At 69.2% G+C, this 22,734-nt stretch carries 19 protein-coding genes and 1 pseudogene; 4 read left to right on the top strand and 16 right to left on the bottom strand.

What is annotated here, in order from left to right; translation table 11 throughout:
* Positions 1–184: 184 nt before the first annotated feature.
* The 10 genes and pseudogenes from IH26_RS0118800 to IH26_RS0118755 all read right to left on the bottom strand — a co-directional run bounded on the left by IH26_RS0118800 (position 185) and on the right by IH26_RS0118755 (position 9,713).
* Positions 185–1,093 carry a DMT family transporter gene (locus IH26_RS0118800; RefSeq protein ID WP_034215611.1) on the bottom strand — a complete coding sequence of 303 codons (909 nt, stop codon included), beginning with the start codon at positions 1,091–1,093 and terminating at the stop codon, positions 185–187.
* 210 nt (positions 1,094–1,303) lie between these two features.
* Complete coding sequence (locus IH26_RS62925; protein ID WP_245665294.1) at positions 1,304–1,486, bottom strand: hypothetical protein; 183 nt, start codon at positions 1,484–1,486, stop codon at positions 1,304–1,306.
* A gap of 52 nt (positions 1,487–1,538) precedes the next feature.
* Positions 1,539–1,793 (bottom strand): annotated as a pseudogene (locus tag IH26_RS62920) (S8 family serine peptidase); the annotation flags it as partial.
* A 236-nt stretch (positions 1,794–2,029) separates the two neighbouring features.
* On the bottom strand, positions 2,030–2,902 hold the full coding sequence (locus tag IH26_RS0118785) for a hypothetical protein (protein WP_030437513.1): 873 nt from the start codon (positions 2,900–2,902) through the stop codon (positions 2,030–2,032).
* A complete protein-coding gene (locus IH26_RS0118780; protein ID WP_281179754.1) occupies positions 2,899–3,420 on the bottom strand; it encodes a SigE family RNA polymerase sigma factor in 522 nt (173 codons plus the stop codon). Before IH26_RS0118780 ends, IH26_RS0118785 begins: the two co-directional genes overlap by 4 nt.
* Before the next feature lie 66 nt (positions 3,421–3,486).
* Entirely contained in the window at positions 3,487–5,562 is a 2,076-nt protein-coding gene (locus IH26_RS0118775) for a beta-galactosidase (RefSeq protein ID WP_030437511.1), read from the bottom strand.
* Between the two features lie 8 nt (positions 5,563–5,570).
* Positions 5,571–6,419 carry a carbohydrate ABC transporter permease gene (locus tag IH26_RS0118770; protein ID WP_211268683.1) on the bottom strand — a complete coding sequence of 283 codons (849 nt, stop codon included), beginning with the start codon at positions 6,417–6,419 and terminating at the stop codon, positions 5,571–5,573.
* The gene (locus IH26_RS0118765; protein ID WP_030437509.1) at positions 6,416–7,255 is read right to left on the bottom strand and encodes a carbohydrate ABC transporter permease; all 840 of its coding nucleotides are present in this window, start codon (positions 7,253–7,255) and stop codon (positions 6,416–6,418) included. Before IH26_RS0118765 ends, IH26_RS0118770 begins: the two co-directional genes overlap by 4 nt.
* Positions 7,252–8,607, bottom strand: coding sequence for an extracellular solute-binding protein (locus tag IH26_RS0118760; RefSeq protein ID WP_051808273.1), 1,356 nt, complete (start codon positions 8,605–8,607; stop codon positions 7,252–7,254). Before IH26_RS0118760 ends, IH26_RS0118765 begins: the two co-directional genes overlap by 4 nt.
* Before the next feature lie 80 nt (positions 8,608–8,687).
* Complete coding sequence (locus IH26_RS0118755; RefSeq protein WP_030437507.1) at positions 8,688–9,713, bottom strand: LacI family DNA-binding transcriptional regulator; 1,026 nt, start codon at positions 9,711–9,713, stop codon at positions 8,688–8,690.
* Positions 9,714–9,840: 127 nt separating this feature from the next.
* Between IH26_RS0118755 and IH26_RS0118750 the strand changes: the two genes are divergently transcribed.
* On the top strand, positions 9,841–11,550 hold the full coding sequence (locus IH26_RS0118750) for an RICIN domain-containing protein (protein WP_051808272.1): 1,710 nt from the start codon (positions 9,841–9,843) through the stop codon (positions 11,548–11,550).
* 55 nt (positions 11,551–11,605) lie between these two features.
* Here the strand turns inward: IH26_RS0118750 and IH26_RS0118745 are convergent, their stop codons facing one another.
* A complete protein-coding gene (locus tag IH26_RS0118745; protein ID WP_030437505.1) occupies positions 11,606–11,944 on the bottom strand; it encodes a DUF190 domain-containing protein in 339 nt (112 codons plus the stop codon).
* Positions 11,945–12,011: 67 nt separating this feature from the next.
* Here IH26_RS0118745 and IH26_RS0118740 point away from each other — a divergent pair, with 67 nt between their 5' ends.
* The 3 genes from IH26_RS0118740 (at position 12,012) to IH26_RS0118730 (ending at position 15,607) form a co-directional block, all read left to right on the top strand.
* Positions 12,012–12,896 carry an aldo/keto reductase gene (locus IH26_RS0118740; RefSeq protein WP_030437504.1) on the top strand — a complete coding sequence of 295 codons (885 nt, stop codon included), beginning with the start codon at positions 12,012–12,014 and terminating at the stop codon, positions 12,894–12,896.
* Positions 12,897–13,051: 155 nt separating this feature from the next.
* Complete coding sequence (locus IH26_RS0118735) at positions 13,052–14,602, top strand: alpha-L-arabinofuranosidase B (protein WP_030437503.1); 1,551 nt, start codon at positions 13,052–13,054, stop codon at positions 14,600–14,602.
* Between the two features lie 99 nt (positions 14,603–14,701).
* On the top strand, positions 14,702–15,607 hold the full coding sequence (locus IH26_RS0118730) for a neprosin family prolyl endopeptidase (protein ID WP_051808271.1): 906 nt from the start codon (positions 14,702–14,704) through the stop codon (positions 15,605–15,607).
* Between the two features lie 31 nt (positions 15,608–15,638).
* Here IH26_RS0118730 and IH26_RS0118725 read toward each other — a convergent pair whose 3' ends face one another.
* The 5 genes from IH26_RS0118725 to IH26_RS62125 all read right to left on the bottom strand — a co-directional run bounded on the left by IH26_RS0118725 (position 15,639) and on the right by IH26_RS62125 (position 22,287).
* A complete protein-coding gene (locus tag IH26_RS0118725) occupies positions 15,639–16,013 on the bottom strand; it encodes a cupin domain-containing protein (protein WP_030437501.1) in 375 nt (124 codons plus the stop codon).
* 183 nt (positions 16,014–16,196) lie between these two features.
* Positions 16,197–17,306: a Gfo/Idh/MocA family protein gene (locus IH26_RS0118720; RefSeq protein ID WP_030437500.1), complete on the bottom strand. Its 1,110-nt coding sequence runs from the start codon at positions 17,304–17,306 to the stop codon at positions 16,197–16,199.
* A gap of 32 nt (positions 17,307–17,338) precedes the next feature.
* Entirely contained in the window at positions 17,339–18,817 is a 1,479-nt protein-coding gene (locus tag IH26_RS0118715; protein WP_030437499.1) for a hypothetical protein, read from the bottom strand.
* Positions 18,818–18,848: 31 nt separating this feature from the next.
* Complete coding sequence (locus IH26_RS62130) at positions 18,849–20,537, bottom strand: hypothetical protein (RefSeq protein WP_051808270.1); 1,689 nt, start codon at positions 20,535–20,537, stop codon at positions 18,849–18,851.
* Entirely contained in the window at positions 20,521–22,287 is a 1,767-nt protein-coding gene (locus IH26_RS62125) for a hypothetical protein (protein WP_211268682.1), read from the bottom strand. The genes IH26_RS62130 and IH26_RS62125 overlap by 17 nt, the downstream gene beginning before the upstream one ends.
* Between the last annotated feature and the right edge of the window lie 447 nt (positions 22,288–22,734).

Here is a 22,734-nt window from a genome sequence, read left to right as displayed (position 1 = left end):
GCTGCTTCCACCAGTCCAGGAACTTCGGCTGCCAGCCCTCGAGCGCCCGCTGCAGCCGCCGGTCCCCGGCGAGATTGACGTTGTTCGGGATCCGCTCGGAGTAGTCGATCCTGCTCAACGGCCCGGTCGGGGCCGGCGCCGGGCCTGTGCTCGCGTCCGTGCTCATGGGCCAAATACTACAGCCCTAAGAATCCACGGCAACAGTTTGTAGACTGTCGGCACGGACGCTCTTCCGGCGGGAGACGGCCACGCCGGCCAGGCACAGCGCGCCGCCGGCCAGGGTCAGCCAGCCCGGCACCTCGCCCAGGAACAACCAGGACATCAACACCACCAGCGCCGGTACGAGGTAGGTCGTCGCGCCGAGCTTGCTCGCGGTGCTGCGGGCCAGCGCGTACGCCCAGGTGGTGAACGCGATCGCGGTCGGGCCGACGCCCAGATAGAGCACGTTCAGGGTGGCCGACAGCGGCGCCTTCGCGGCCTCGTGCACCAGCAGGCCGGCGAACGGCAGCAGGGCGATCGCGGCGACCAGCGCCGAATAGGTGGTGATCTGCAGGGCGCTGCCGTACTTGAGCGCCGGCTTCTGCGAGACCACCCCGATGGCGTACGTGACGGCGGCGAGCACACACAGCAGCACCCCGAGCAGCGACGAGCCCCCGCCGCCGGACATCGACAGCCCGACGACCACGGTGCCGGCGAAGGACACCGCGATGCCCAGCCACAGCGAGCGGGGCGCGGCCTCGCGCAGCACCCACGCGCTGAGCAGGGCGATCAGGATCGGCCCGACATTCACGATCAGGGCGGCGGTGCCGGCGTCGACCAGGCGCTCGCCCCAGTTGAGGAAGACCATGTAGCCGGCGAACCAGAGCAGGCCGGAGGTGAGAATGCCCGGCCAGGCCCGCCGGTCGGGCCAGCCGACCCGGCGGACCAGGGCGAACGCGCCGAGCAGGACGGCGGCGGTGGCGAGCCGGCCGAAGGCGAGCGCGCCGGGCGAGTAGGAGGCGCCGGCGCTGCGGATCGAGACGAAAGCGGACGACCAGAAGAGCACGGTCACGCCCGCCGCGATCAGCGCGCCGGCGCTCTGTCGTTCGGTCATGCCATGAACGTAGGAGCGCCACTGTTCGGTGGCTACCGAAATTACCTGGCCGGCTTGGTGGCGGCCCACTGGGCGATCACCGATCCGGCTCCCTCGTCGCCGCCCCAGCTCTGTCCGCCGCCGGCAAGACGCTTGACCCGACCGATGACGGCGGCGGCCGCTCGCGGCGGGGCCCAGGGACCGGCCGCCACCCCGGCAGGGCCGTGCCCGCTATGCCGGCGGCCCGTAGCCGTATGCGCGGATGACGGTCACCGTCACGGCGTTGCGCTCGCTGTCGGTCGCGGTGCCGCGCAGCGAGACGTAGCCGCTGCCACCCGGCTGCGGAGCGAGGGCCACGCCGTTCTTCACCGGCACCGGCCGCCAGGCGCGGCCGTCGTCGAGGGACGCCGCCACGGTCAGGTTCCTCAGCGTGCCGGTGGCGGCGCCGGGCTGCGGGGTCGCCGTCACCGTCCTCGCCGCCGAGGCTCATGTTCACGACCTTGGCGTGTTCGTCGGCGGCGGCCCAGGTCATGCCGGCCAGGATCGACGACTCGAGGCAGCCGTTCTCGCCGCAGACCTTGCCGTCGAGCAGCTTCGCGCGGGGCGCCACGCTCTTGTACCGGCCGTTCTCCGCGGCGCCGGAACTCGCGATGGTCGCGGCGACGTGCGTGCCGTGGCCGACCGTGTCGGCGTCCGGCTCGTTGTCGGTGAAGTTCCGCCGCGCCACGACGGTGCCGGCCAGGTCGCGGCCGCCGCCGGGCCGGCCTGCGGGGCCGAGCCCGCCATGGCCACGCCGGCCACCGCCGCACCGGCCACCGCCACCACCGCGGTGACGCCGGCCAACCATCGTCGTGCCATCCGTACCCAACCTCCCTCTATTGTGGACTGTGGTCCGGCACGAAGCTGCCCGCGGCCCTTCGCCGCGGGCAGCTTCGTGATCGGTGGATGGGCGGGCGGCTACTTCGCGGCGGGCGCCTCGACGGTGACCGGCGCCCCGTAGTCGGAGAACGCCATCGTCACCGCCATCACGACCGGCGGGCCCGGCTTACGGCCGGGGCTCTTGCCGGCCCACTGCAGCGTCCGCTCGTACGTGACCGTCGCGATGCGGTTGTCGGCACCGACGGTGACGTCGCCGGCGAAGCGGTCGGACAGCGACTGCGGCAGCAGGTCCTTCTTGGCCACCGCGAACGTGAAGTGATACGTGCGGTCGCCGGTCATGGTGACCTTCGCGCCGCGGTCGCGCAGGATCGCCCGCAACTGCGCCGGGTCGGCCGACGCACCGAGGCGGCCGGCGGCCTCGCCGGCGAAGTCCAGCGAGTCGAACGTGCCGGCGACCTTCCGCCACACGATCTTCCGGTCGATGCCGGCGTCGCCGAGGTAGCGCACGCCCTTGACGAGCCGCTGCTCGGAAAAGCCCGGCCCGTCGTCGTACGGCGTGTGCGTGAAACCGGTCCTGGTGACCGGGTCGAAGGCGCCCGTGGTCACCTGATCGGGGCTGCCGGGGGTCGACTTGACCACGGTGGTCAGCGTCAGCTCGTAGCTGACGCCGTCGCTCGCCGCCACCGCCGCCATCAGCGCCATCTCCGGCGGCTGCGGCACGGCGGCAACGCCGCCGGAGCGTTCCGCGCTCCACGGATGGACGGCCACGGTGGTGACCACGCCGCCCGCGGCCAGTACCGCCAGGGACGCCCCGGCCAGCCGGACGGCGGTGCGGCGCGGGCCCGCGGCCCAGCCCCGGGCCAGGACGCCGACGATCGGCGCCGCGGAGTCGAAGTCGCCGTCCGCCATGTCGTGCAGCCGCTCGGCGAGCCGCGTCTCGAAGCTGTTCATCGGTTGCTCCAGATTTCCTCGTAGTTCGGCTCGCGCACCAGCTCCCGCAGCTTGGCCAGCGCGCGGGCATACTGACTCTTGACGTTGCCCACGGAACAGCCGAGAACTTCCGCGGTCTGCCGCTCGGACAGGTCCTCATAGAGGCGGAGGACGACCACCGCCCGCTGCCGGGGCGGGAGCCCGTCCAGGGCACGCTTGAGCTCGACGTCGGCGTCGAAACCGGCGGGGGCCGCGCGGTCCGGCACCTCCGCCACGAGGCTCTCCCGCCGTCGCCGCTGCCACCACGAGGTGTGCGTGTTGACCACCACCCGGCGCAGGTACGCATGCGGATCGCTGCGCCGATCGAGCCGGCTCCAGCGCTCGTACATCCGCACGAGGCTGTCCTGCAGCAGATCCTCGGCGCGCAGCCGATCGCCGGTCAGCAGCATCGCCAGGCGCAGATGGCGGGACCAGGCCAACTCCATGAACGTCACAAACGATGTCTCGGCCGCTGCCCGCGGCCCTGTCGGGTCCGTCACGCCCCTTACACCTCCGGCACCCCGGAAAGGTTGCACGCCGCACGGCCCGGCCCGACGTTCATCAGATCATCGGATACCCGAGCCGGGGTCCTCGACGAGGATGCGGACGTCCCAGCTGCCCAGCTCGATCTCGCTGCCGCCGGGTATCGGCTTGTTGGTGAGCGCGTCGTGGCAGTCGACCGGCGCCGTGACCCGCGCGGCCGCGAAGGACCAGTTGTGCAGGAAGCGCACCCGCCGCCCGTCCCCGGTCGTGGCGCCGGTGCACGTCACGCTCTCCGGCAGGTTCGACCACGCGCGCACCCGCCCCGCATTCGCCCAGCGCAGGATCGCCGCCGCCAGGCGCTGGTCGGGGACCGTTCCGACGTACGTGATGCGGCCCCGGCCGACCTGGTTGGTGGTGACGGCCGGCCAGCGCCCGAAGTGCGGGTGCTGATACGTCGCCAGGATCGTGGCGCCCTCGGCGATCAGCCCGTCGATCCAGCGGGTCGCCGTCGCGCCGCCCGCGCCCGGCAGCTGTTCCGGGTCGGCGACCACTTCGATCGGCGCGCGCAGGTTGCTGAACTCGTCGTACCAGACCCCGGCCGCCGCGGCCAGGCGTGCCGGCATCCGGTCCGGGCGGGCGCGGGCCTCCTCGTCCGCGTAACCGGTGCGCGGTCCCAGAATCAAATGCCCACCGGCTTGGGCGTACGCGTGAAGCCAGTCCAGCGTCTCGTCGTCCGCGAGGTAGAGCCCGGCTGCGATCAGGACCGGGAATTCCGAGGCCACGGCCGGCAACTGGCCGGCGTGCAGCACCCGGGTCTGCAGGCCGGCATCGAAGGCCCCGCGATAGAACGGCTCGACCAGGCCCTGGTAGGCGCGCTCGTCCGGCGACCCGTCCGGATGGGACAGAGCCGGGTACTTCTGCATGATCCAGCGGCTCGGCAGGTCGATGACGATCGCCACGTCGGCGTCCGGGACGAGGCCGTCGAGCAGGTCGCCGGCCTGGGCCAGCTCCGCGCCCAGCCGGGCCAGCTCGCGATAGGTGCGCCCGGGCCGGCCGCTGTGCGGGAGGATGCCGCCCCAGTACGTCTCGGTGCCGAACGGCAGCGTGTGCCAGTGCCAGTACTCGATCATCCGCGCGCCGCGGGAGACGAGGGCCCAGGCCGCCTGCCGCCACTGGCCGTCGTACGCGGGCCGGCTGTCCCAGGAGAAGCCGATCGACGACGCATTGGTCTCGGTGACCAGGAACGGCGCCTGCTTCGACGAGTACATCCGGTCGCCGGTCAGGTACAGCGCCCACACCCCGTCGGTGGTCCAGGTCTGGGTGGGCGTCCGGGCGTCGGGCAGCGCGAGGCCGTCCTGCATCACGTAGTACGCGTTCCCGGCGGTGACGTCCAACGACTCGGTCACCGCGCGGTCGTCGACGGCCGGCCGATCGTACGCAATGCAGGTGGTTATGAAGTGTGCGCCGGAGGCGTATTCGCGGACGATCGCGGCCTGCCACGCGATGAACTCGTCGGTCTGGCGGGCCTGGAAGCGGCGCCAGGCGAGCTCGTATTGCGGCTGGGCGTTGCCGTCGGGTCGCCACAGATCGGCCCACGTGGAGAGCCGGTGCGACCAGTAGACGAGCCCCCACTCCTCGTTGAGCCGCTCGACCGTGCCGTAGCGGCGGCGCAGGTCGTCGGCGAAGCGCTGGAAGACGCCCTCGTTGTGGAGCAGTTCGAGGCCGGGCTCGTTGTCGACCTGGAAACCGATCACCGCGGGATGCGTGGCGTAGCGCCCGGCAACGGCCCGAATGACGCGCTCGGCGTGAAAGCGAAACGCGGGGTGGGTGAAGTCGACTTCCTGCCGAGCGCCCCACGGGATCGGTTGCCCGGTCGCCCGCTGTCCGGAAATTTCGGGATATTGCCGGGCTAGCCAGGGCGGCACCGCATACGTCGGAGTGCCCAGCACGACCGCGATCCCGCGCTCGTGCGCGCCGTCGAGGACCGGCCGCAGCCACTCCAGGTCGAACTCGCCGTTCGACGGCTCCCAGGTGGACCAGACCGACTCGCCGACCCGGATCACCGTGAACCCGGCCTCGGCCATCAGATCAAGATCGTCTGCCAACTGCATGAAACCGCGATACTCGTGGTAATAGGCAGCGCCGAACAGGACGGGCATGGGGACTCCTATTCCTTGACAGCGCCGGCCGAGAGGCCGGACTGCCAGTAGCGCTGCAGCAGCACGAAGGCGGCGATCAGCGGAATGATCGAGAGCAGGGAGCCGGTCACCACGCAGGCGAGCAGGTCGGCGTTCGCCCCGCTGCCGCCCACGGCCTGCGCCGACCAGGAGGCCAGGCCCACGGTGATCGGGTAGTACGACGGGTCGTTCAGCATGATCAGCGGCAGGAAGTAGTTGTTCCACGTCGCAACCAGGGTGAACAGCAGGACGGTGACGAAGCCGGGGCCCAGGCTGCGCAGCACGACCCGGAAGAAGATGGCCAGTTCCCCGGCGCCGTCGATCCGGGCCGCCTCGAGCACGGTGTCCGAGACGGCGTCGCGGGCGTAGACCCACATCAGGAACAGGCCGAACGGGCTGACCAGCGACGGCAGGATCACCGCCCACGGCGTGTTGACCAGCGCGGCCTTGCTGAACAGCAGGTAGGTCGGGATGGCCAGCGCGGTGGTCGGCACCATGATCGTGCCGAGCACCGTTCCGAGCATCATTGACCGGCCGCGGAACTGGTAGCGGGCGAACCCGTAGCCGGCGAAGGTGGCCAGCGCCGACGCCCCGAGCGCGCTGACCGTGGCGTAGACCAGCGTGTTGGCCATCCACCGGGCGTACTCACCATGGTTGTGGGTGAAGGTCTCCCGGATGTTGGCGAACAGCGAGAAGTCGTGCGCGAACCACAGCCCGAACGTCGAGAACAGGTCGCCGGTAGTCTTCGTCGCGGCGATGACCAGCCAGAACAGCGGGAACAGGAAGTAGATGAGCACGGCGCCCATGCCGAGGGTGAGCGTGGTGCTGCGGCGGGTCATCGGCGGCTCCGGCTGGCGGTCAGCAGCACCGCGTAGGACACGACCAGGATCACGAACCCGAGCAGGAACGAGACCGCGGCCGCGTAGTTCACCTGTTGCGAGATGAACGCGAGGCTGTAGGCGTACAGGTTGGGTGTGTAGGACGAGGTGATGACGGTCGGGGCGAGCGACTGGATCAGCTTGGGCTCGGCGAACAGCTGGAAGCTGCCGATCACCGAGAACACCAGGCAGAGCAGCAGCGCCGGGCGCAACGCGGGGATCTTGATGAACCATGCCGTACGCCACGGTCCGGCCCCGTCCATCGCGGCCGCCTCGTAGCGCTCGGCCGGAACGGTGCGTAGGGCGGCGTACAGGATGATCATGTTGTAGCCGGCGAACTCCCAGGTGACGATGTTGCCGAGCGACGGCAGCATCAGCGTGTCGCCGATCGGGTTGAAGCCGAGCTTCGCCAGCGGCCCGAAGCTCGGGCCGTAGAGGTAACCCCACATCAGGGCGGCGACCACGCTGGGCACCGCGTACGGCAGGAAGACGCCCAGCCGGAAGAGCCGCGCGGCGCGCAGCAGTCCACTGTCGATGGCCAGCGCCGCGCCCAGCGACACCAGCAGCATCACCGGAACCTGGACCAGGAAGAACAGGCCCACCCGCAGCACGCCGTGCAGGAGTTGGTCGTCCGCCAGGGCTCGCGAGTAGTTCGCGAGCCCGGCGAAGACCGTGCCGCCGACCAGTTGGTCCTTGAACAGGCTCAGGTAGCCGGCGTACCCGAGCGGCAGCAGGAACAGGAGCAGGAAGAACACCATGAAGGGGGCGACGAAGACATAGCCGGCACGTTTGGTCATGAGCCCGCGCTGACCGTGAATCCCTGGTCTTTTGCGTACGAGGTGAGCCGCTGCTGCCATTGGTCGGTCGCCGCGGCCACGTCAGCCTTGTTCGCGAGCCCGGTGCCCACGGTCTCCGTCCAGTCCTTCGTCGACTGGTCCAGGAACGGCGGCCACTGCCAGGCGCTGTCCACGGTGTCGCTGATCTGGGCGAAGACCGCGTTGACCTGCTGCCCGCCGAAGAAGTCGTTCCTCTGCCCGGCGAACGACGAGTCCGCGAGCAGCGCCTTGCTGGCCGGGAAGAAGTTCTGCACGGTGTTGAACATCTTGGTGGTGTCGGCGTCGGTGTTCAGGAACTCGGCGAACTTCGCCGCCGCGATCGGGTTCTTGCTGCCCTGGATGACCGCGGTCGTGGAGCCGCCCCAGTTGCCGGCGACCGCCTTGGTGTCCCACTGCGGCATCGGCGCGGCCCGCCACTTGCCCGCGGTCGGCTTGGCGCTGCCGCCGAGGAAGGCCGGCGCCCAGGCCGCGGTGATCCAGGTGGCGTACTTGCCCTGGTTGAAGCCCTGGTACCAGTTGTCGGTGAAGTCCGGGTCGGTGGAGATCACGCCCGCCTTGGCGAGCCCACCCCAGTAGTCGGCGACCTTCTTGGACGCGGCGTCGTTGACGGCGAGCCCGATCGTGGTGCCGCTGACCGTGTACGGCTTGGAGCCGGCCTGCCACATCAGCCCGTGCCAGCCGGCCGCCTCGTTGGCCGCCATGTCGGTGAGGTAGACCTTCGGGTCGGCGGCGTGCAGCTTGCGGGCGGCGGCGGCGAAGTCGTCCCACGTCTTGGGGACCTGGATGCCGTACTTCTGGAAGATGTCCGCCCGGTAGAGCAGGCCCATCGGCCCGGTGTCCTGCGGATAGGCCAGGATCTCGCCGTTCGGGCCGGTCACCTGCCCCCAGGTCCAGTCCACGAACTTGGACTTGTCCGCCTCGGCGCCGTACGGCCGGAGGTCGACGAGGCTCTTGGTGATCGAGAAGGTGGGAATGTACTGGTACTCGATCTGGGCCAGGTCGGGAGCGCCGGAGCCGGCCTTGAGAGCGGTCCGCAGCTTCGTGTACTGGTCGGCCCCCTGCCCGGCGTTCACGACATTGACCTTGACGGCCGGGTACTTCTTCTCGAACAGCGCCACCTCCTGGTCGATGTTCGGCACCCAGGTCCAGAACGTCAGGGTGGTGGGGGTGGTCATCGCCTTGTCGATGTCGGCCTGGCTCACCGGTCCTGCCGATTTCGTGGTCTTGGTGTCGGTGCCGGAGCAGGCGGTCAGGGCCAGGACCGAGGCCGCTAGTGCGGCCGCCAGGCGCCAATGGGAAACTTTGCGGGACATGGGGTTGCTCCTCCGTGTCAATGGCCGCTGCCGCCGGCCCGGGTTCGCAGCCGGAGGGCCGATGGCGGCGGCCTTTCCTGTTATGCGGACGGCCGGGCCGTCGAATTGCGGATCACCATCTGGTGCACGTGCTGGGGCGGCGCCGGCGGCACGTGCTCGGGGTCGTTGAGGAAATCGGTCAGGTAGGTCAGGCCGACCTCGGCCAGCTCGGCGTTGTCCGAGCCGACCGTGGTCAGTGACGGCCAGACGTGCGCCGCCACCGGGATGTCGTCGAAGCCCGCGACGCTGACCTCGCCGGGCACGTCGCGGCCCGCCTCGTGCAGCGCGTGGATGACGCCGATCGCCATCTCGTCGTTGGCCGCGAAGATCGCCGTGACGTCCGGGTCGCGGGCCAGGTCGCGGCCGAGTTCGTAGCCGCTGCGCGCGGTCCAGTCGCCGCTCCGGCTCTCCGGCACCTCGGCGCCGGCCGCGACCAGCGTGTCGTGCCAGTTGTGCCGGCGCTCGCGGGCGGCCCACCACCGCGGCGGCCCGGCGATGTGGTGCACGGTCCGGTGCCCGAGGCCGAGCAGGTACCGGGTCACCTCGGCCGCGGCGTCGCCGCCCTCGGCCGCCCGCACGGAGAGCACCGTCGGAGCCTGCACGACCGGCGCGGCGCCCAGGGCCAGCACCGGCACGTCGATGACCAGCGGCTCGCCGCCCTCGTCGTCGACCGGCTCGGACAGGATGATCGCGTCGACGCCCTGGACGAGCAGGTTGTCGACGGCCGCCTTGAGGCCGGTGGCGTCCTCCTCGAACGAGTTGGCGACGCTCAGCGAGTAGCTGATCCGCCGGGCCGCCCGCTCGAGCGCCACCAGCAGGGAGGACGGGCCGAAGTGCGCGGTGCCGAGCGACACCACCCCGATCCGGTAGTGCCGGCCGGTGAGCAGGGCCCGGGCGGCGCTGTTCGGGCGGTAGCCCAGCTCCCGCGCCGCGGCGAGCACGCGCTCGCGGGTCTCCCCCGACACCCGCGGCTCGTTGTTGAAGACCCGCGAGACGGTCTTCTGCGAGACGCCGGCCAGCCGGGCCACGTCCACGCTGCCCGCCGGCCGCTTGCGATCCCCCGTCATCGTGCCCTCCCTCGCTGTGCGGTCGGCATATGTCTACGTAGTCATTGCGGCGCCGTCAAGACCTTGACAAGCACGAAATGACTACGTAGACATTCTCCCCATGACTACGTAGCCATTTGGGGGAAAGTTGATCTCTACCATTCTCAGCCTGGCGCTGGCCGTCTCTCCCACGGTCGTCTACGCGCTGCCCGACTCCGCCGCGTGCCTCAAGGGCCACGGCAACTGCGTGGTGTATCCGAAGGCCGCGGTGCTGCCCAGCGGCCGGCTGGTGGTCGCGTTCGAGAAGTCGACCGTCCCGGCCTCCGGCTCGGCGACCGGCCAGCCGATCCCGATCTACACCAGCGACGACGGCGGTGCGACCTGGCAGCACCGCAGCGACGTCAAGGCGCCGAAGTACCTCTCCGGCAATTGCGCGTACGCCAGGTACTCCAGCAACTGGACCAACCCGTACCTCTACGTGCTGCCGCAGGCGGTCGGCAAACTGGCGGCCGGCACCCTGCTCATGGCCAGTGTCGTCGCCGGCGACGACGCGTACTACACCGAGCACAAGGCGGCCGACCCGACCTGGACGCCGAGCAACGACGGCGACCGGCGGGACCTGGCGATCGCGCTCTACGCCAGCAGCGACTCCGGCACGAGCTGGAAGTTCGTCAACATCATCACCACCGGCGGCTGGCAGGGCGGCAGCGCCGGGGCGATCGGCACGAACGTCGCGGCGGCCAACAGGTACCGGCAGGTCGACCCGGTCTGGGAGCCGTACCTGATGGTCTACGACAACCAGCTGGTCGCGTACTACTCGGACGAGAACGACTACTCCGGCTACGACGCCGCCACCGGCGCGCTGACCATGGCGGCCGACAACGCCACCGGCGCCGACTCGCACGGGCAGATCCTCGCCCACCGCACCTGGAACGGCACCAGCGCGGCGTGGAGCGCGCCGGTTCTCGACGTCGCCGGCTCCGCCACGGTCGGTGACGGCCGGCCGGGCATGGCCACCGTCGTCCCCACCAGCGACGGCAAATGGCTGATGACGTACGAGTACTGGGGTGGCGGCGACAACGTCCGCTACAAGGTCGCCACCGATCCGCTGCGGTTCTACGCGGTCGGCGGGGCGGCCGGCACCGGCGTCGGGTCGCTGCCGGTGACGGCCGGCTCCGGCCCGCTCGCCCAGGGCGGCAGTCCGGTCCTGACCCGCCTGCCGGACGGCCGCATCCTCTACAACGCGGCCGGCAGCGGCGCCGTCTGGGAGAACCAGTCCGGCTCGAGCACCGGTGCGTGGGCGCAGGTCAACACCAACTCGCCCGCCTCCTACAGCCGCGACCTCGTCTACCTGCCGAAGACCGGTCGCGTCGCGGTCATCGGCGGCGTCGACACCGTCCGGTACGCCGACGTCGACTTCGGCTACTCGGCCGGCCCGTACTACCAGCTGATCAACCGCAGGAGCGGCAAGGCGCTCGACGTCTACCAGCAGAACCTGGTCGACGGCGCCGCCGTGGTCCAGTGGGCGGCCAACGGCGGCGCCAACCAGCAGTGGCACGTCACCGACATCGGCGGCGGCTACCGTTCGCTGCTCAACCGCAACAGCGGCCGGGCGCTGTCGATCTGGGGCACCTCGACGGCGGACGGCGCGAACGCCGTGCAGTGGGTGGAGAACGGCGGCGGCGACCAGGCCTGGCAGCTGGTTCCCGACGGCGCGTACTACAAGCTGGTCGACCGGCACGCGGGCAAGTTGCTGACCGTGGCGCAGGGCTCGGCCGCGGACGGCGCGCAGGTGATCCAGTGGCCCGACCAGAACCTGCCCGAGCAGCAGTGGTCGCTGGTGCCGGTCACTTCCTGAGCCGATCCAGTGCCTTCTCGTCAAGGGTGATCGAGACTGCGGCCAGGCCGCCCGCTCAGCGCGGGCGGCCGACGTAGCGGATCACCTCGACCGGGTCCAGGATGACCAGCCCCTCGGTGACCAGCTCGTCGAGCTGTGGCAGGAACGCGCGGATCCGGTCCTCCTGGTCCACGATGATCACCGCCAGCGGCAGGTCCTCGGAGAGCGACAGCAGCCGGCTGGTGTGGATCCGCGAGCTGGCGCCGTACCCCTCGATGCCGCGCAGCACCGAGGCCCCGGCCAGCCCGGCGTGGTGCGCCCGGCTGACGATCTCGTGGTAGAGCGGCTTGTGGTGCCAGGTGTCGTCCTCGCCGAGGAAGATGGTCAGCCGTACGGCCGGTCCTTCGATCTTCATGAGGCACTCCTCCGGGAGGTAACGCTGGTACCCCGCACCGGGGCCGCGGCATGCCTACGGTCGAAGCATGACCCCTGAACTCATGCTCAACAATGGCGTCTCGATGCCCGCTCTCGGCTTCGGTGTGTTCCAGAGTCCGCCGGAGGAGACCGCGGCCGCCGTCGAGACGGCGCTGAAGGTTGGTTACCGGCACGTGGACACGGCCGCCGCGTACGGGAATGAAAGGCAGGTCGGCGAGGGGATCCGGCGCGCCGGCCTGGACCCTGCGGAGGTCTTCCTGGAGACGAAGGTGTGGGTCAGCGACTACGGCTACGACCAGACGCTGCACGCCTTCGAGAAGGCCACCCGCAAGCTCGGCGTGGACCGGCTCGACCTGCTGATCCTGCACCAGCCGGCGCCAGACCGGTTCGACCGGACGATCGCCGCCTACCGGGCCCTCGAGAAGCTGCTCGCCGACGGCCGGGTACGCGCGATCGGCGTCAGCAACTTCAGGCGGCCGCACCTCGACGAGCTGCTGGCGGCCACCACGGTCGTCCCGGCGGTGAACCAGATCGAGCTGCACCCGTACTTCAGCCAGCCGGACGTGCAGCGGGCCGACGCCGAGCACGGCATCCTCACCCAGGCGTGGTCGCCGATCGGCGGCATCACGTTCTACCCCGGCTGGGGCGAGGAGCGGCGCAGCGTCCTGGAAGACCCGGCGATCGGCGCGATCGCGGCCGGGCACGGCCGGTCGCCGGCCCAGGTGATGCTGCGCTGGCAGGTGCAGCACGGCCGGTCGGCGATTCCGAAGTCCACCAACCCGGGCCGGATCCTCGAGAACTTCTCGGTGTTCGACTTCGAGCTGACCGCCGAAGAGATGTCCCGGATCGACGCGCTCGACACCGGCGTCCGCAACGGCCCCGACCCGGACATCGCGCGCGAGGTGTTCGAAATGGTCATCCCGGATGCCTGATGTGAGCGCTCCCATGCACAGCTCGTACATAGAAAATTGCCGTTGCGTCACGTCGGCGTATCGGTTATGTTAACGTTCACACCCGGGTTTTGATCAACAGTTTCCGCTGCAGGCTCCCCCCTCGCCGCATTCCCCGCATCGGAAGAGGTCACCCCATGGCACCATCACGGCTCGTCCGTGGCCTCGCCCTCGGCGCCGCCACCTCGGCGACCATCGTCGCCACCGTCCTGGTCAACGCCGGCGTCTCGCAGGCCGCCACCGCCCAGCCCTGTGACATCTACGCCTCCGGCGGCACGCCCTGCGTGGCCGCGCACAGCACCACCCGCGCCCTCTACGCCGCCTACACCGGCTCGCTGTACCAGGTGAAACGCGCCTCGGACAGCGCCACCCTCAACATCGCCCCGCTGAGCGCGGGCGGGGTCGCCAACGCGGCCGCGCAGGACACCTTCTGCGCCGGCACCACGTGCCTCATCACGATCATCTACGACCAGTCGGGGCACGGGAACAACCTGACCCAGGCCCCGCCCGGCGGCTTCAACGGCCCCGACGTCAACAACTACGACAACCTCGCCGGGGCGGCGGCCGCGCCGGTCACCGTGGGCGGGCAGAAGGCGTACGGCGTCTTCGTCTCCCCCGGCACCGGCTACCGCAACAACTCCACCAACGGGATCGCCACCGGGGACGCCGCCGAGGGCGAGTACGCCGTGCTCGACGGCAGCCACTACAACGGCGACTGCTGCTTCGACTACGGCAACGCCGAGACCAGCAGCACGGACACCGGCAACGGCCACATGGAGGCCATCTACTTCGGCACCAGCAAGGGCTGGGGCTACGGCGCCGGCAACGGCCCGTGGATCATGGCTGATCTGGAGAACGGCCTGTTCTCCGGCCAGAACCTCGGCCTCAACTCCGCCGACCCCAGCATCACCAGCCGGTTCACCACGGCCGTCGTCAAGGGCACCGCGAACCTGTGGGCCATCCGCGGCGGCAACGCCCAGTCCGGCTCGCTGTCCACCTACTACAGCGGCGCCCGGTCCACGACCTCCGGCTACAACCCGATGCACAAGGAAGGTGCGATCATCCTGGGCATCGGCGGGGACAACAGCAACGGCTCGGCCGGCACGTTCTACGAGGGCGTGATGACCTCCGGCTACCCCAGCGACGCCACCGAGAACGCGGTCCAGGCCAACATCACCGCGGCCGCGTACGCCACCACCTCGCTGACCAGCGGCCCGGCGGTCACCGTCGGCTCGTCGGTCTCGCTGCGGGCCACCACGGCCTGCTGCACCACCCGGTACATCGCGCACTCCGGCAGCACGGTGAACACCCAGGTGGTCAGCTCGTCCAGCACCGCCACGCTCAAGGGCCAGGCCACCTTCGTGGTCCGGGCCGGGCTGGCGAACAGCTCCTGCGTCTCGTTCGAGTCGAAGGACACGTCCGGCAGCTACCTGCGGCACTCCGGGTTCCAGCTGTGGCTGAACGCCAACGACGGCAGCTCGCTGTTCGCGCAGGACGCCACGTTCTGCCCGCAGGCCGGCAAGAACGGGCAGGGCAACACCTTCCAGTCGTACAACTACCCGACCCGGGACATCCGGCACTACAACAACATCGCGTACGTGGCGAGCAACGGCGGCGTACACACCTTCGACGCGGCCAACCTCTGGTCGGACGACGTCAGCTGGGTGGTCACCACCGGCTGGTCCTGATCCGGCCGGCGCGTTCCGGATGAGCGTGGCGGCCCGCTTCCCCCCGGCGGGCCGCCACCACCATTTGCACAGGTCAATGCGGGCGAGTACGGTCCGCGCGTGTCCTCTTTCCGCGGTCCTCGGCGGCTGGTCGCCGCCTCCGGCGTCATCCTCGCGCTGCTCGCCTTTCCCGCGCCGGCCCGGGCCGACAATGGCACCCCGACCACCGGGACGTACGCCCCCAAGGGCGCCCCACCGACGACCGCCGGGAAGTCGACCGCGAAGGTGGCCGCCGCCCTGACCGCGAGCGGCAACTACTACTCCTACAACGACGGCCTGCAGGACGTCGTCGGCACCGGCGTCTGGGCGAACGTCTACATCGCGCAGCCCACGGTCGACGCGCAGGACGCCCACTCGCTGGGCGAGATCGCCGTGATCAAGAAGAGCAACGACCTACGGCAGATGATCGAGGTCGGCTGGACCGTCGACAACTTCGTGTGGGGCGACGGCCTGCCGCACCTGTTCGTCTACCACTGGGTCAACGGCGTGGCGACCTGCTACAACGGCTGCGGCTGGGTCGCCGCCGACTCGGCCACGGTGAAGGTGGGCGACGTCCTGCCAGCCCTCACCGCGAAGAAGTTCGAAATCCACTACAACGCCGACGACGCCAACGGCCCGAACTGGGGCGTCTACTACGACGGCGCCCTGATCGGCTGGTTCCCGGCCACCCTGTGGACCGGCGCGAGCCCGGCAGTCACCGATTTCACCAGCACCGACCAGGTCCAGGTCTTCGGCGAGGTCGCCTCCGCGACCGAAAAGCCGTGCACCGACATGGGTACGGGCACCCCGGGCAGCAAGGCCGCGCTGCCGGCCGCCTACTTCGGCTCGGCCACGCTGATCAACGGCGCGTCCGCGACCAGCCTCACCTCCCTGGTCCAGCCGGCGACCGCGAGCCCCGACTACTACTCGATGTACATGGCCCCCTCCAACCGAACGTTCTTCTACGGCGGCCCCGGCTACTGCTGACGTACGCCCCGAAACGTGGCGACAGCCGATCTCAGTCGCTGAGCTGGGTCACCGCGATCAGGACCTCGCCGCCGACCGTACGTGAGCTGTGGCCCCGGCCCGTTGTGTCCTCGAGCAGGATCGCGCTGCCCGGGGTGAACAAGCGCGTCTCGCCGTCACTGGCAGTCGCCTCCATCGAGCCCGCGACCACCACCATCAACTGCCGTCGCGGCGCCGGGTGCAGGTCGCCGTGCCATCCGGCCGGCGTCCGGAGCATGAGCACTCGTTCGGCCGGGACCGGCTCGGCGACCTCCACGGGTGGCGCCGGTGGCGCGAACGCGGTCTCCGTCGCGGGCCATTCCCAGGTGCCGAAGTGCGATTCGCCTGCCTCATCGGCGTAGAGCCGCGCTATCACCACGTCCGCCACGAAACATCCCTCCGCCTGATTGGATCGGTGCCCCTACGAGCGCGTCGTCCGGAAAGGACGGACCTCTCCAGTACTCCGCACTGAGATCGTCGGCGAGTGCGCGCCCAGCCGCAACGGGGCCCGCCCTCCCGGCCTTCCTGAAGAAACCCGTCGCCCGCGCGCCGATCGCGATGGCGGGGCTGCCTATTGGCGGGTGCCCGTGGAGGCCGCCCGAGTGACGCGGTCCAGCAGGCGATGATGGCTGACGGCGGCGGCGAAGTCGGGCACGGTAACCGTACTGGCGTCAATGTCCGCCCGGAGCTGCCGGTACGCGTGTTCCACCGCCGAGCCGGGCCCGCTCACCGAAAGTCCGTCGGTGTACCGGGGCGGCACCGGAAGCTCGGACAGGGTGGTGTCGTTGCCCCGCCCACCGCGCAAGGTGATGCGGCCGAACTGGACGTGTCCGGAGTCGCCGGAGACCACCAGGTCGCCGTCGGTGCCGTTGATCTCCCAGAGGAGGTTGGTGGCTCGGCTGGTGCCACCGCGGTAGTGCACCGAGGCGACGGCGCCGGTCTGCAGGACGCCGGTGATCGCGATCTGGTCCTCAGCGGTCTGCGGTGCCGTCTCGCCGGTGTCCCCGACCACTACGCCGGTGCGGCGCGTGGCCGTGGTCGCGGTCAGCGACGCGAACCCTGACAGGCAGGTGACCAGCGCGTCGAGGGCGTGCCCCAGGGGAATCGTCAGCATCGTGGCGCCGTTGTCGCGATCGAGGGCGTAGACGTTTCGCCCCGATGTGGTAGGTCCCCAGGCGTCGCCCGAACCGATCATGCTGGTCGACAGCACCTCACCGACGTACCCCTCGGCGATCAGGTCGCGCAGGTAGCGGATGGCTGGAGCGGAACGCGACTGAAGACCCACCGCCGTACGGGTTTCGCGCTTCGCGGCCAATTCCGCCAGATCCTCCGCTTCGGTCAGAGTGCGGGCCAGCGGCCACTCGCTCAGCACCATGGTGCCCGCTTCCAGCGCCGGAACGATCAGCTCCCGGTGGTGGGGTACCTTCACCGCGACGACCACCAGGTCGATGTCGGGGTGGGCGGCGAGGGCCGAGACGTCGTCGAAGATCAGCGGCACGCCGTGCTTCGCGGCCGATCGCCGTGCCGTTTCCGGTGTCGAGGCGACCAGGCCCCGCACTTCGAAACCTTCCACGGCCCGCAGAGCGGGAAGGTGCGCGCCGGCCGCCCACCCGCGTTCGCTGCCCAACCCGACGATTCCCACACCCAGCGGTTCCGATCGCCCGGCGGATGGCACGGTCATTGAGATTCCTTTCGGGAAATGGGATTCGTGAATCACTGGGGCGCCAACCGGAAATCGAAGTCCCGGAACAGCTCCGTTTCCCTGGCGCCGGTGCCACGCAGCCGCAGCGCGTAGCTGACCAGGGCATGGTTGAGCAGGTAAAGCTTGGTGCCTTCTTCTTGCGCACCGTCGGAAATGCGATCGATCACCCAGTTCATCGCCGAGATGCCGCCGTACCGGGATCGAGGAGTGAAGACCATGTCGGCGGCGCCGATCTCGCCCAAAATGTTCAGCGCATAACTGACGGGAAAGGCCCGGTTGGCCCGGTCGACGGCGGTTCGCTCCAAGTCCGCGAAGGAATCGACCATGCGGTCGAGTGCCTCCTGCGGGATCAGGTCGAGCCGACCGGCGAGCATCGCCGCCTCGATGATGTACGGATAGGCGATGCCGCTGGTGAAGAAGTCGGCCCCCGGGTCCACCACGTCCAGTTCGGCCACGACCTCCGCCACGTAGGCATCCAGGTCGGGCAACTCGTCCCGCAGGCGGCCCAGGTTGTGGAGGGCGACGATGTAGTACTGACTCATGTGGCTGCGCTCCGCCGATGGAATGTCGGCCAGCAGCGACTTCGCCTCGGCCAACCAGTCGATCGGGTCGTGGAGATACTCGGCCCGGCCGCCGGTGGCTATGGCGTTGAGCATGGTCAGCAGCGGATAGACCTTCGCCCAGGCAACCGCGATCTCTTGCGGGAGGGACGGAAAGATCTGAAGTTCGTCCGCCCGGGCAAGATAGTCCAGGGTCTCCTTCATGTAGTCGCGGTCGCCGTCGAAGATGTACTTGTCGTAACCGAGCAGCGCGACCACCGAGAGCAGCATCGAACCACCCCGGCCCCGGTAGAACGGTGCCGGGACGTTCTGCAACAGGTCGAGTGCCTCGACGATGTAGTTTCGCTCGTCGGTGACCAGCCGGTCCTTCAGCCCGATCTGGCCGAGGGCCAGGAAGACCGCGGTGTAGGCGGAGATGCGTTCGTAGTCACCGTGCCGGCCTCGGTTGTCATCGTTGATCTGGTCCGGCGCGATGCCGGCGGCCAGGTCCAAGATCTCCGCTGGGAAGTCCAGTTCGGCGTTGACCAGCAGCGAGGCATCGAGGTCGAGCTTGGCCCAGGCGTCGATGACGAGGCAGCCGGCCAGCAGCCGGTAGTACGGGTTCTTCTCGGCCCGGGCGGCTTCCACCAGGGGACCGACCGCCTGCTCGATCTGCGCCGGGCCGAACACCATGGCAGGGTCCGTCACCCTCAGGACGAAGTCGGTCAGGGCCCGGCAGAACAGCGTGTAGAAGTCGGACGGCGGCACCTTGCCGATCAATTGATCGAAGGTGTCCCGGAGGTGCCCGGCGATCGCCGGGTCGTAGTCGATGGGGTATTGCCCGAGTCCGATGCCCCGCACCATCCGGCTCCAGGGCGTCGAAATGATCCGTGATTCGGTCGACAGCTCATTCAGTCCGTGCACCCGCGGCGTGAGCGGCGAAATCTTCATGGACTTGCCTTCCTCTTTCCCGACTCGGTCTTCAGGGCAACGACGGAACACGGATCCCCAGGAATTCCGTCCTCGTTCCCTCCAGCATTTCGAGGGCCCAGTTCAGCCATTTGACACCTTCGCAGTAGATCGCAACGGGCCGGCGTTGGGCGTGGTATGTGTCGCGCAGGGTGCCATTCATTTCGGCGTGGAAGTGGAATGGCGGCATCGCGGTGAAGTGCGCGCCCATGATGAAGACGAAACGGATCAGCCAGTACGGATCGTCACGCAGACAGGGCGATTCCGGGTTGCCGAGGTCGTACACGTCGGTCATGACGCGCTTGAAGTAGTCCTCCATGCCCCGCGGTGCCGACTCGTCGACGGCTTCCCCGTGCACCGTGACGTCCCGGACCCGGTAGGCAGCCTGGTACGGATTTCCGGGGACGAACTCGATGTCCACCTGGGGCGTGGGTCCGCCGCGTACCCGCATCGAGAAATGTTCGGCGTGGATCTCGTCGTAGTGACCGATCGAGTTGTGCCACGGCTTGTTGTCGTACATCGGGTCGTCCCGGGTCTCGCCGCCTTCGCCCTGGAAGCCGATCGCCCGCGGGTCCAGGAAGGTGATACCCGTCGACTCGTACGTGATGGCCGCGAGCGCCCGGTCGATCGCGTCGCGGGAAGCGCCCGCCTCGATGAGCCGGCGGGCGTTTTCCAGCGGGGTGGTGTCGGTCAGCTTGATGTTCTCGGTATTCGTGTCGCCCATGACGAGCGAGTGAAACCGCGGCTCCAGCACGCGGAGGAAGTCCGGCCGGGACCGAAACCGCGCGAGCAGCGTCGACGAGTTGAGGTAGGACACGCCGTTGATCACGATGCGTTCGCTGTCCAGCAGGTCCGGGCCGAACGTCATCGGTGCGGTGGCCCGGCAGAGGCCGAGCCGATCCTCGATTTTCCGCAGGTACGAGACATCGACCGTCGGTCCCGGAGCGGGAGTGCGGCCGAAGCTGTGCACCTTCTCGTGAAGCAGCCGGTGGATCTGCTCGTACAGCCGCGCGATCACCGCGGGCGGCGGCGAGCATCTCGCGACGTAGCGACTGACTTCCTCCCCCGGCACGTAGCTCATCTCGTAGATGACCTCGCGGTGGGACGCCCAGACAGTGGTTCTCCCTCGCGGTGGGATCGGAATGTCCCGCTCGATGACGTCGTGTACGGCGGGGAAGAACTCCCGGACGGACGGCGGCAACGCGTGGAGATACTGGGCCTGCCGGTGTGCTTTCGCGAACGGCGGCAGCATGACGCCCACGCCGTCCGGGTCCCAGCGGGCCGTTGTCAGGGCCTCGCTGAGAATCTTGCGGACCGTGATCCCGGCCTCGCCGTCCTTCCGGACGAAGATCGTCATGGACTCGCTGCCGCCTTCGCCGAAGCCGACCACCGTTTCCCCGCAGTGGATGTAGGCGAAGACGGTGGTGCTCAGCAGGCGACGGGCCCGGGCGTGGCGATGGACGCGTTCGTTCTCGACGGTGAGCCGCAGTACCGACCGTTCCTCGAAGGCATCGAGCGCGGGGTTGAGACGCCTTCTCCGAATGTCCGCCGGCGACAGGACGGATACGACCCGCGGCCGATGGTCTCCCAGATTGATCCGCGCCGGGTCGAGAACGGAGCCGAGTGAGAAGATCTGACAGTCTCCGTTGAGGTGAATGCTGCGGGCGTTGGAATCGAGAACGACATCAACCGAAGATGACACGGGTAGCGGTCTCCAGATCCTTCTTGAGCTGTACGGGGACGCCGTCGGGCGAGATGACCGGGATGGCGGCATCCGTGAGCGAGGAAAGTGCTTGATTCAGCACGCTGGTGGCATCGGCGCCGAGGTACGCCCGGTACAACCGCGCGACGCTCGTGAGGGGAGCCGCTCCGGAGGCGGCGAGAGCGACGAGCCACCCCATCGGGTCGCTGCCTTCGAGATAGCAGTCGTTCTGCGCGAACAGGGCCGGGCGATGCTGGCGGAAGATCTGGAACAGCGTGTGCTGGTACACCAGATGGGCGATCTCCCAGTGCTCGGCCGCCGTGCCCGGCCGATCGGGATCGAGCCGCATGATCTCGTTGTAGATCCGGCAGACGGACGGCTCCGTCTCCCCCACCGACCGCAGGCCGCGAACCAGGTCGACGGCCTCGAGGTCGGACGGCCGGCTGAAATGAAAGACCACGGCCTCGGCCGTGTCGGCCGTGATCAGGCTCCGGCCCGACGCGACGCCGTCGGCATCGAGCACCATCAGCTCGGTATACGCCCGGCCCAGGCGGTCGGGTGGCCCCACGATCTGCTTCTTGAGCCGGGCCTGGGCGACCAGCTCGCCGCCGATGATGTCGATCCGGTCGCGGTGGGCATAGGTGTGCTGGAAGATTTCGAGAAGTCGCGAGAACCCGGGAACCTCATGCCGTTCCGGATGGAGCATCTCGCCCGCGATCACGCCGGTCATCGTGCGGAGCAGGTACTGCACACCGAAAGGGTTGGCGGCGGCCTCCCGGAAGACGTCGCGGAGCAGGTCGTGGTGGCGGGACGTCAGCTGCCCGCCGGCGTGCAGGTGCGCCAGCTCCGCCTTCAGAGTATTGACCAGCTCTATCGGGCGAAGAATCGCATTCGTTTCCACCCGGTCGCCCGTGTACGCCATCACCGGGGACTCGACGTCGTTGTCGAGCAACAGCTGAACGGACTTGCCACCCGGTCCCAGCTCGACAATCAGGTCGGGCCGCAGAGCGTCCAGCGTCTCCGCAGTCGCCCGGGACGCCATGATCTCGTTGGTCATGGCCAGGATGGCGTCACGTATCTCGGTGGCCGTGGTGAGCACGCCGGCGGCGTTGTTCGCGACCACCGGGACTCGCGGCTCGCCGAAGACGATCCCGTTCTCGGCGATGAACCGGGCAAGGGCCTTCCGGACCACACCCATCCGCGCCGAATGGGCGAGAAACGTGGTGGGGGGCTTCAGCTCCCGGATTTCGATCGCCGGGACGCCGGACATCAATTCATCGAACCCGACTCGGACCGCGGCACGGACGTAGACGTTCGTCTGCCGGATCGAGTAGAGCTTGTGCACTTCCACGTCCGACTTCGAGTAGCTTTTCGCGATACGGCCGAGGATGTCGCTGAGGTCTTCGGGACTGCCCCGCAGAGCCAAGACGTGAAAGGGCTCGTCCACCAGGCTTTGCCCGCGGGCAGAGTCGGGCAGGTAGGCGATGGCCTCCTGAACGATCGGCTCGCCGGAGACGAGACCTTCGGCGGCCGTGAGAGACAGCGGCGTGAAAGCCCGCGCGATCTTGACGCCGTCCACCACCGACAACGAGCCGGCGGCGACGGCCGCCGCGACCATGCCAAGGCTCTCCCCGGTGTACGCGACCGGGGTGAGAGGCACGCCATGCCGCTTGGCCTCGGCGCGCAGGTATGCCTCGAGCGCGAGGTTGTGCACCGTCATCGCGGCCCCGATGAATCCCTGCCGGGCCATCTTCCCGGCGGGCAGGTTCTCCGGCGTGATCGCGAGTGTCTCCGGCCGGTCCGCGAAGCCCGACGCCAGTGCTCCCGCGCGGTAGACGGCGACGACCTCGGGGACGTTGCTGTCCAGCAGCGAGGTGCCGAGACTTCGGTAGGCAGTTCGGCTGCCGAGGCCGGGAAAGAATCCGGCGATCCGGCCCGGCCCGGGCTCGAGGAGAAAGTTGTGCCCACGTGCTCGCTCTCCGGCCGACAGATACTCATTTGCGCTTCTGTACGAATGAACCGACGATCGATTCGGCGGAGAGTGCGGGCCGGCTGATCCCGCCGGCGCACACATCAGTAAACCATCCATTGATTCATGTCCTGCCTTCCGCTGCGGGGCGGCCGTTTCCGACCGGGTCGCCGCCTGTTGTCAGAACCATCGCAGCGAGGACTGAAGTGGGGCTGATACGGCGCTGAA

The sequence above is a fragment of the Actinoplanes subtropicus genome (assembly GCF_000721705.1).
Classification (GTDB): Bacteria; Actinomycetota; Actinomycetes; order Mycobacteriales; family Micromonosporaceae; genus Actinoplanes; species Actinoplanes subtropicus.
The sequence above is the reverse complement of the archived record's forward strand: the minus strand, read 5'-3'. Positions and strand labels throughout refer to the sequence as shown.

Excerpts from the sequence above, each read along its gene's own strand:
- IH26_RS0118720 (WP_030437500.1), bottom strand. The coding sequence starts at position 17,306 with ATGACCGTGCCATCCGCCGGGCGATCGGAACCGCTGGGTGTGGGAATC.
- IH26_RS0118770 (WP_211268683.1), bottom strand. The coding sequence starts at position 6,419 with ATGACCCGCCGCAGCACCACGCTCACCCTCGGCATGGGCGCCGTGCTC.
- IH26_RS0118765 (WP_030437509.1), bottom strand. The coding sequence starts at position 7,255 with ATGACCAAACGTGCCGGCTATGTCTTCGTCGCCCCCTTCATGGTGTTC.
- IH26_RS0118735 (WP_030437503.1), top strand. The coding sequence starts at position 13,052 with ATGGCACCATCACGGCTCGTCCGTGGCCTCGCCCTCGGCGCCGCCACC.
- IH26_RS0118715 (WP_030437499.1), bottom strand. The coding sequence starts at position 18,817 with ATGAAGATTTCGCCGCTCACGCCGCGGGTGCACGGACTGAATGAGCTG.
- IH26_RS0118760 (WP_051808273.1), bottom strand. The coding sequence starts at position 8,607 with ATGTCCCGCAAAGTTTCCCATTGGCGCCTGGCGGCCGCACTAGCGGCC.
- IH26_RS0118745 (WP_030437505.1), bottom strand. The coding sequence starts at position 11,944 with ATGAAGATCGAAGGACCGGCCGTACGGCTGACCATCTTCCTCGGCGAG.
- IH26_RS0118785 (WP_030437513.1), bottom strand. The coding sequence starts at position 2,902 with ATGAACAGCTTCGAGACGCGGCTCGCCGAGCGGCTGCACGACATGGCG.
- IH26_RS0118775 (WP_030437511.1), bottom strand. The coding sequence starts at position 5,562 with ATGCCCGTCCTGTTCGGCGCTGCCTATTACCACGAGTATCGCGGTTTC.
- IH26_RS0118755 (WP_030437507.1), bottom strand. The coding sequence starts at position 9,713 with ATGACGGGGGATCGCAAGCGGCCGGCGGGCAGCGTGGACGTGGCCCGG.
- IH26_RS62125 (WP_211268682.1), bottom strand. The coding sequence starts at position 22,287 with ATGGCCCGGCAGGGATTCATCGGGGCCGCGATGACGGTGCACAACCTC.
- IH26_RS0118740 (WP_030437504.1), top strand. The coding sequence starts at position 12,012 with ATGACCCCTGAACTCATGCTCAACAATGGCGTCTCGATGCCCGCTCTC.
- IH26_RS0118800 (WP_034215611.1), bottom strand. The coding sequence starts at position 1,093 with ATGACCGAACGACAGAGCGCCGGCGCGCTGATCGCGGCGGGCGTGACC.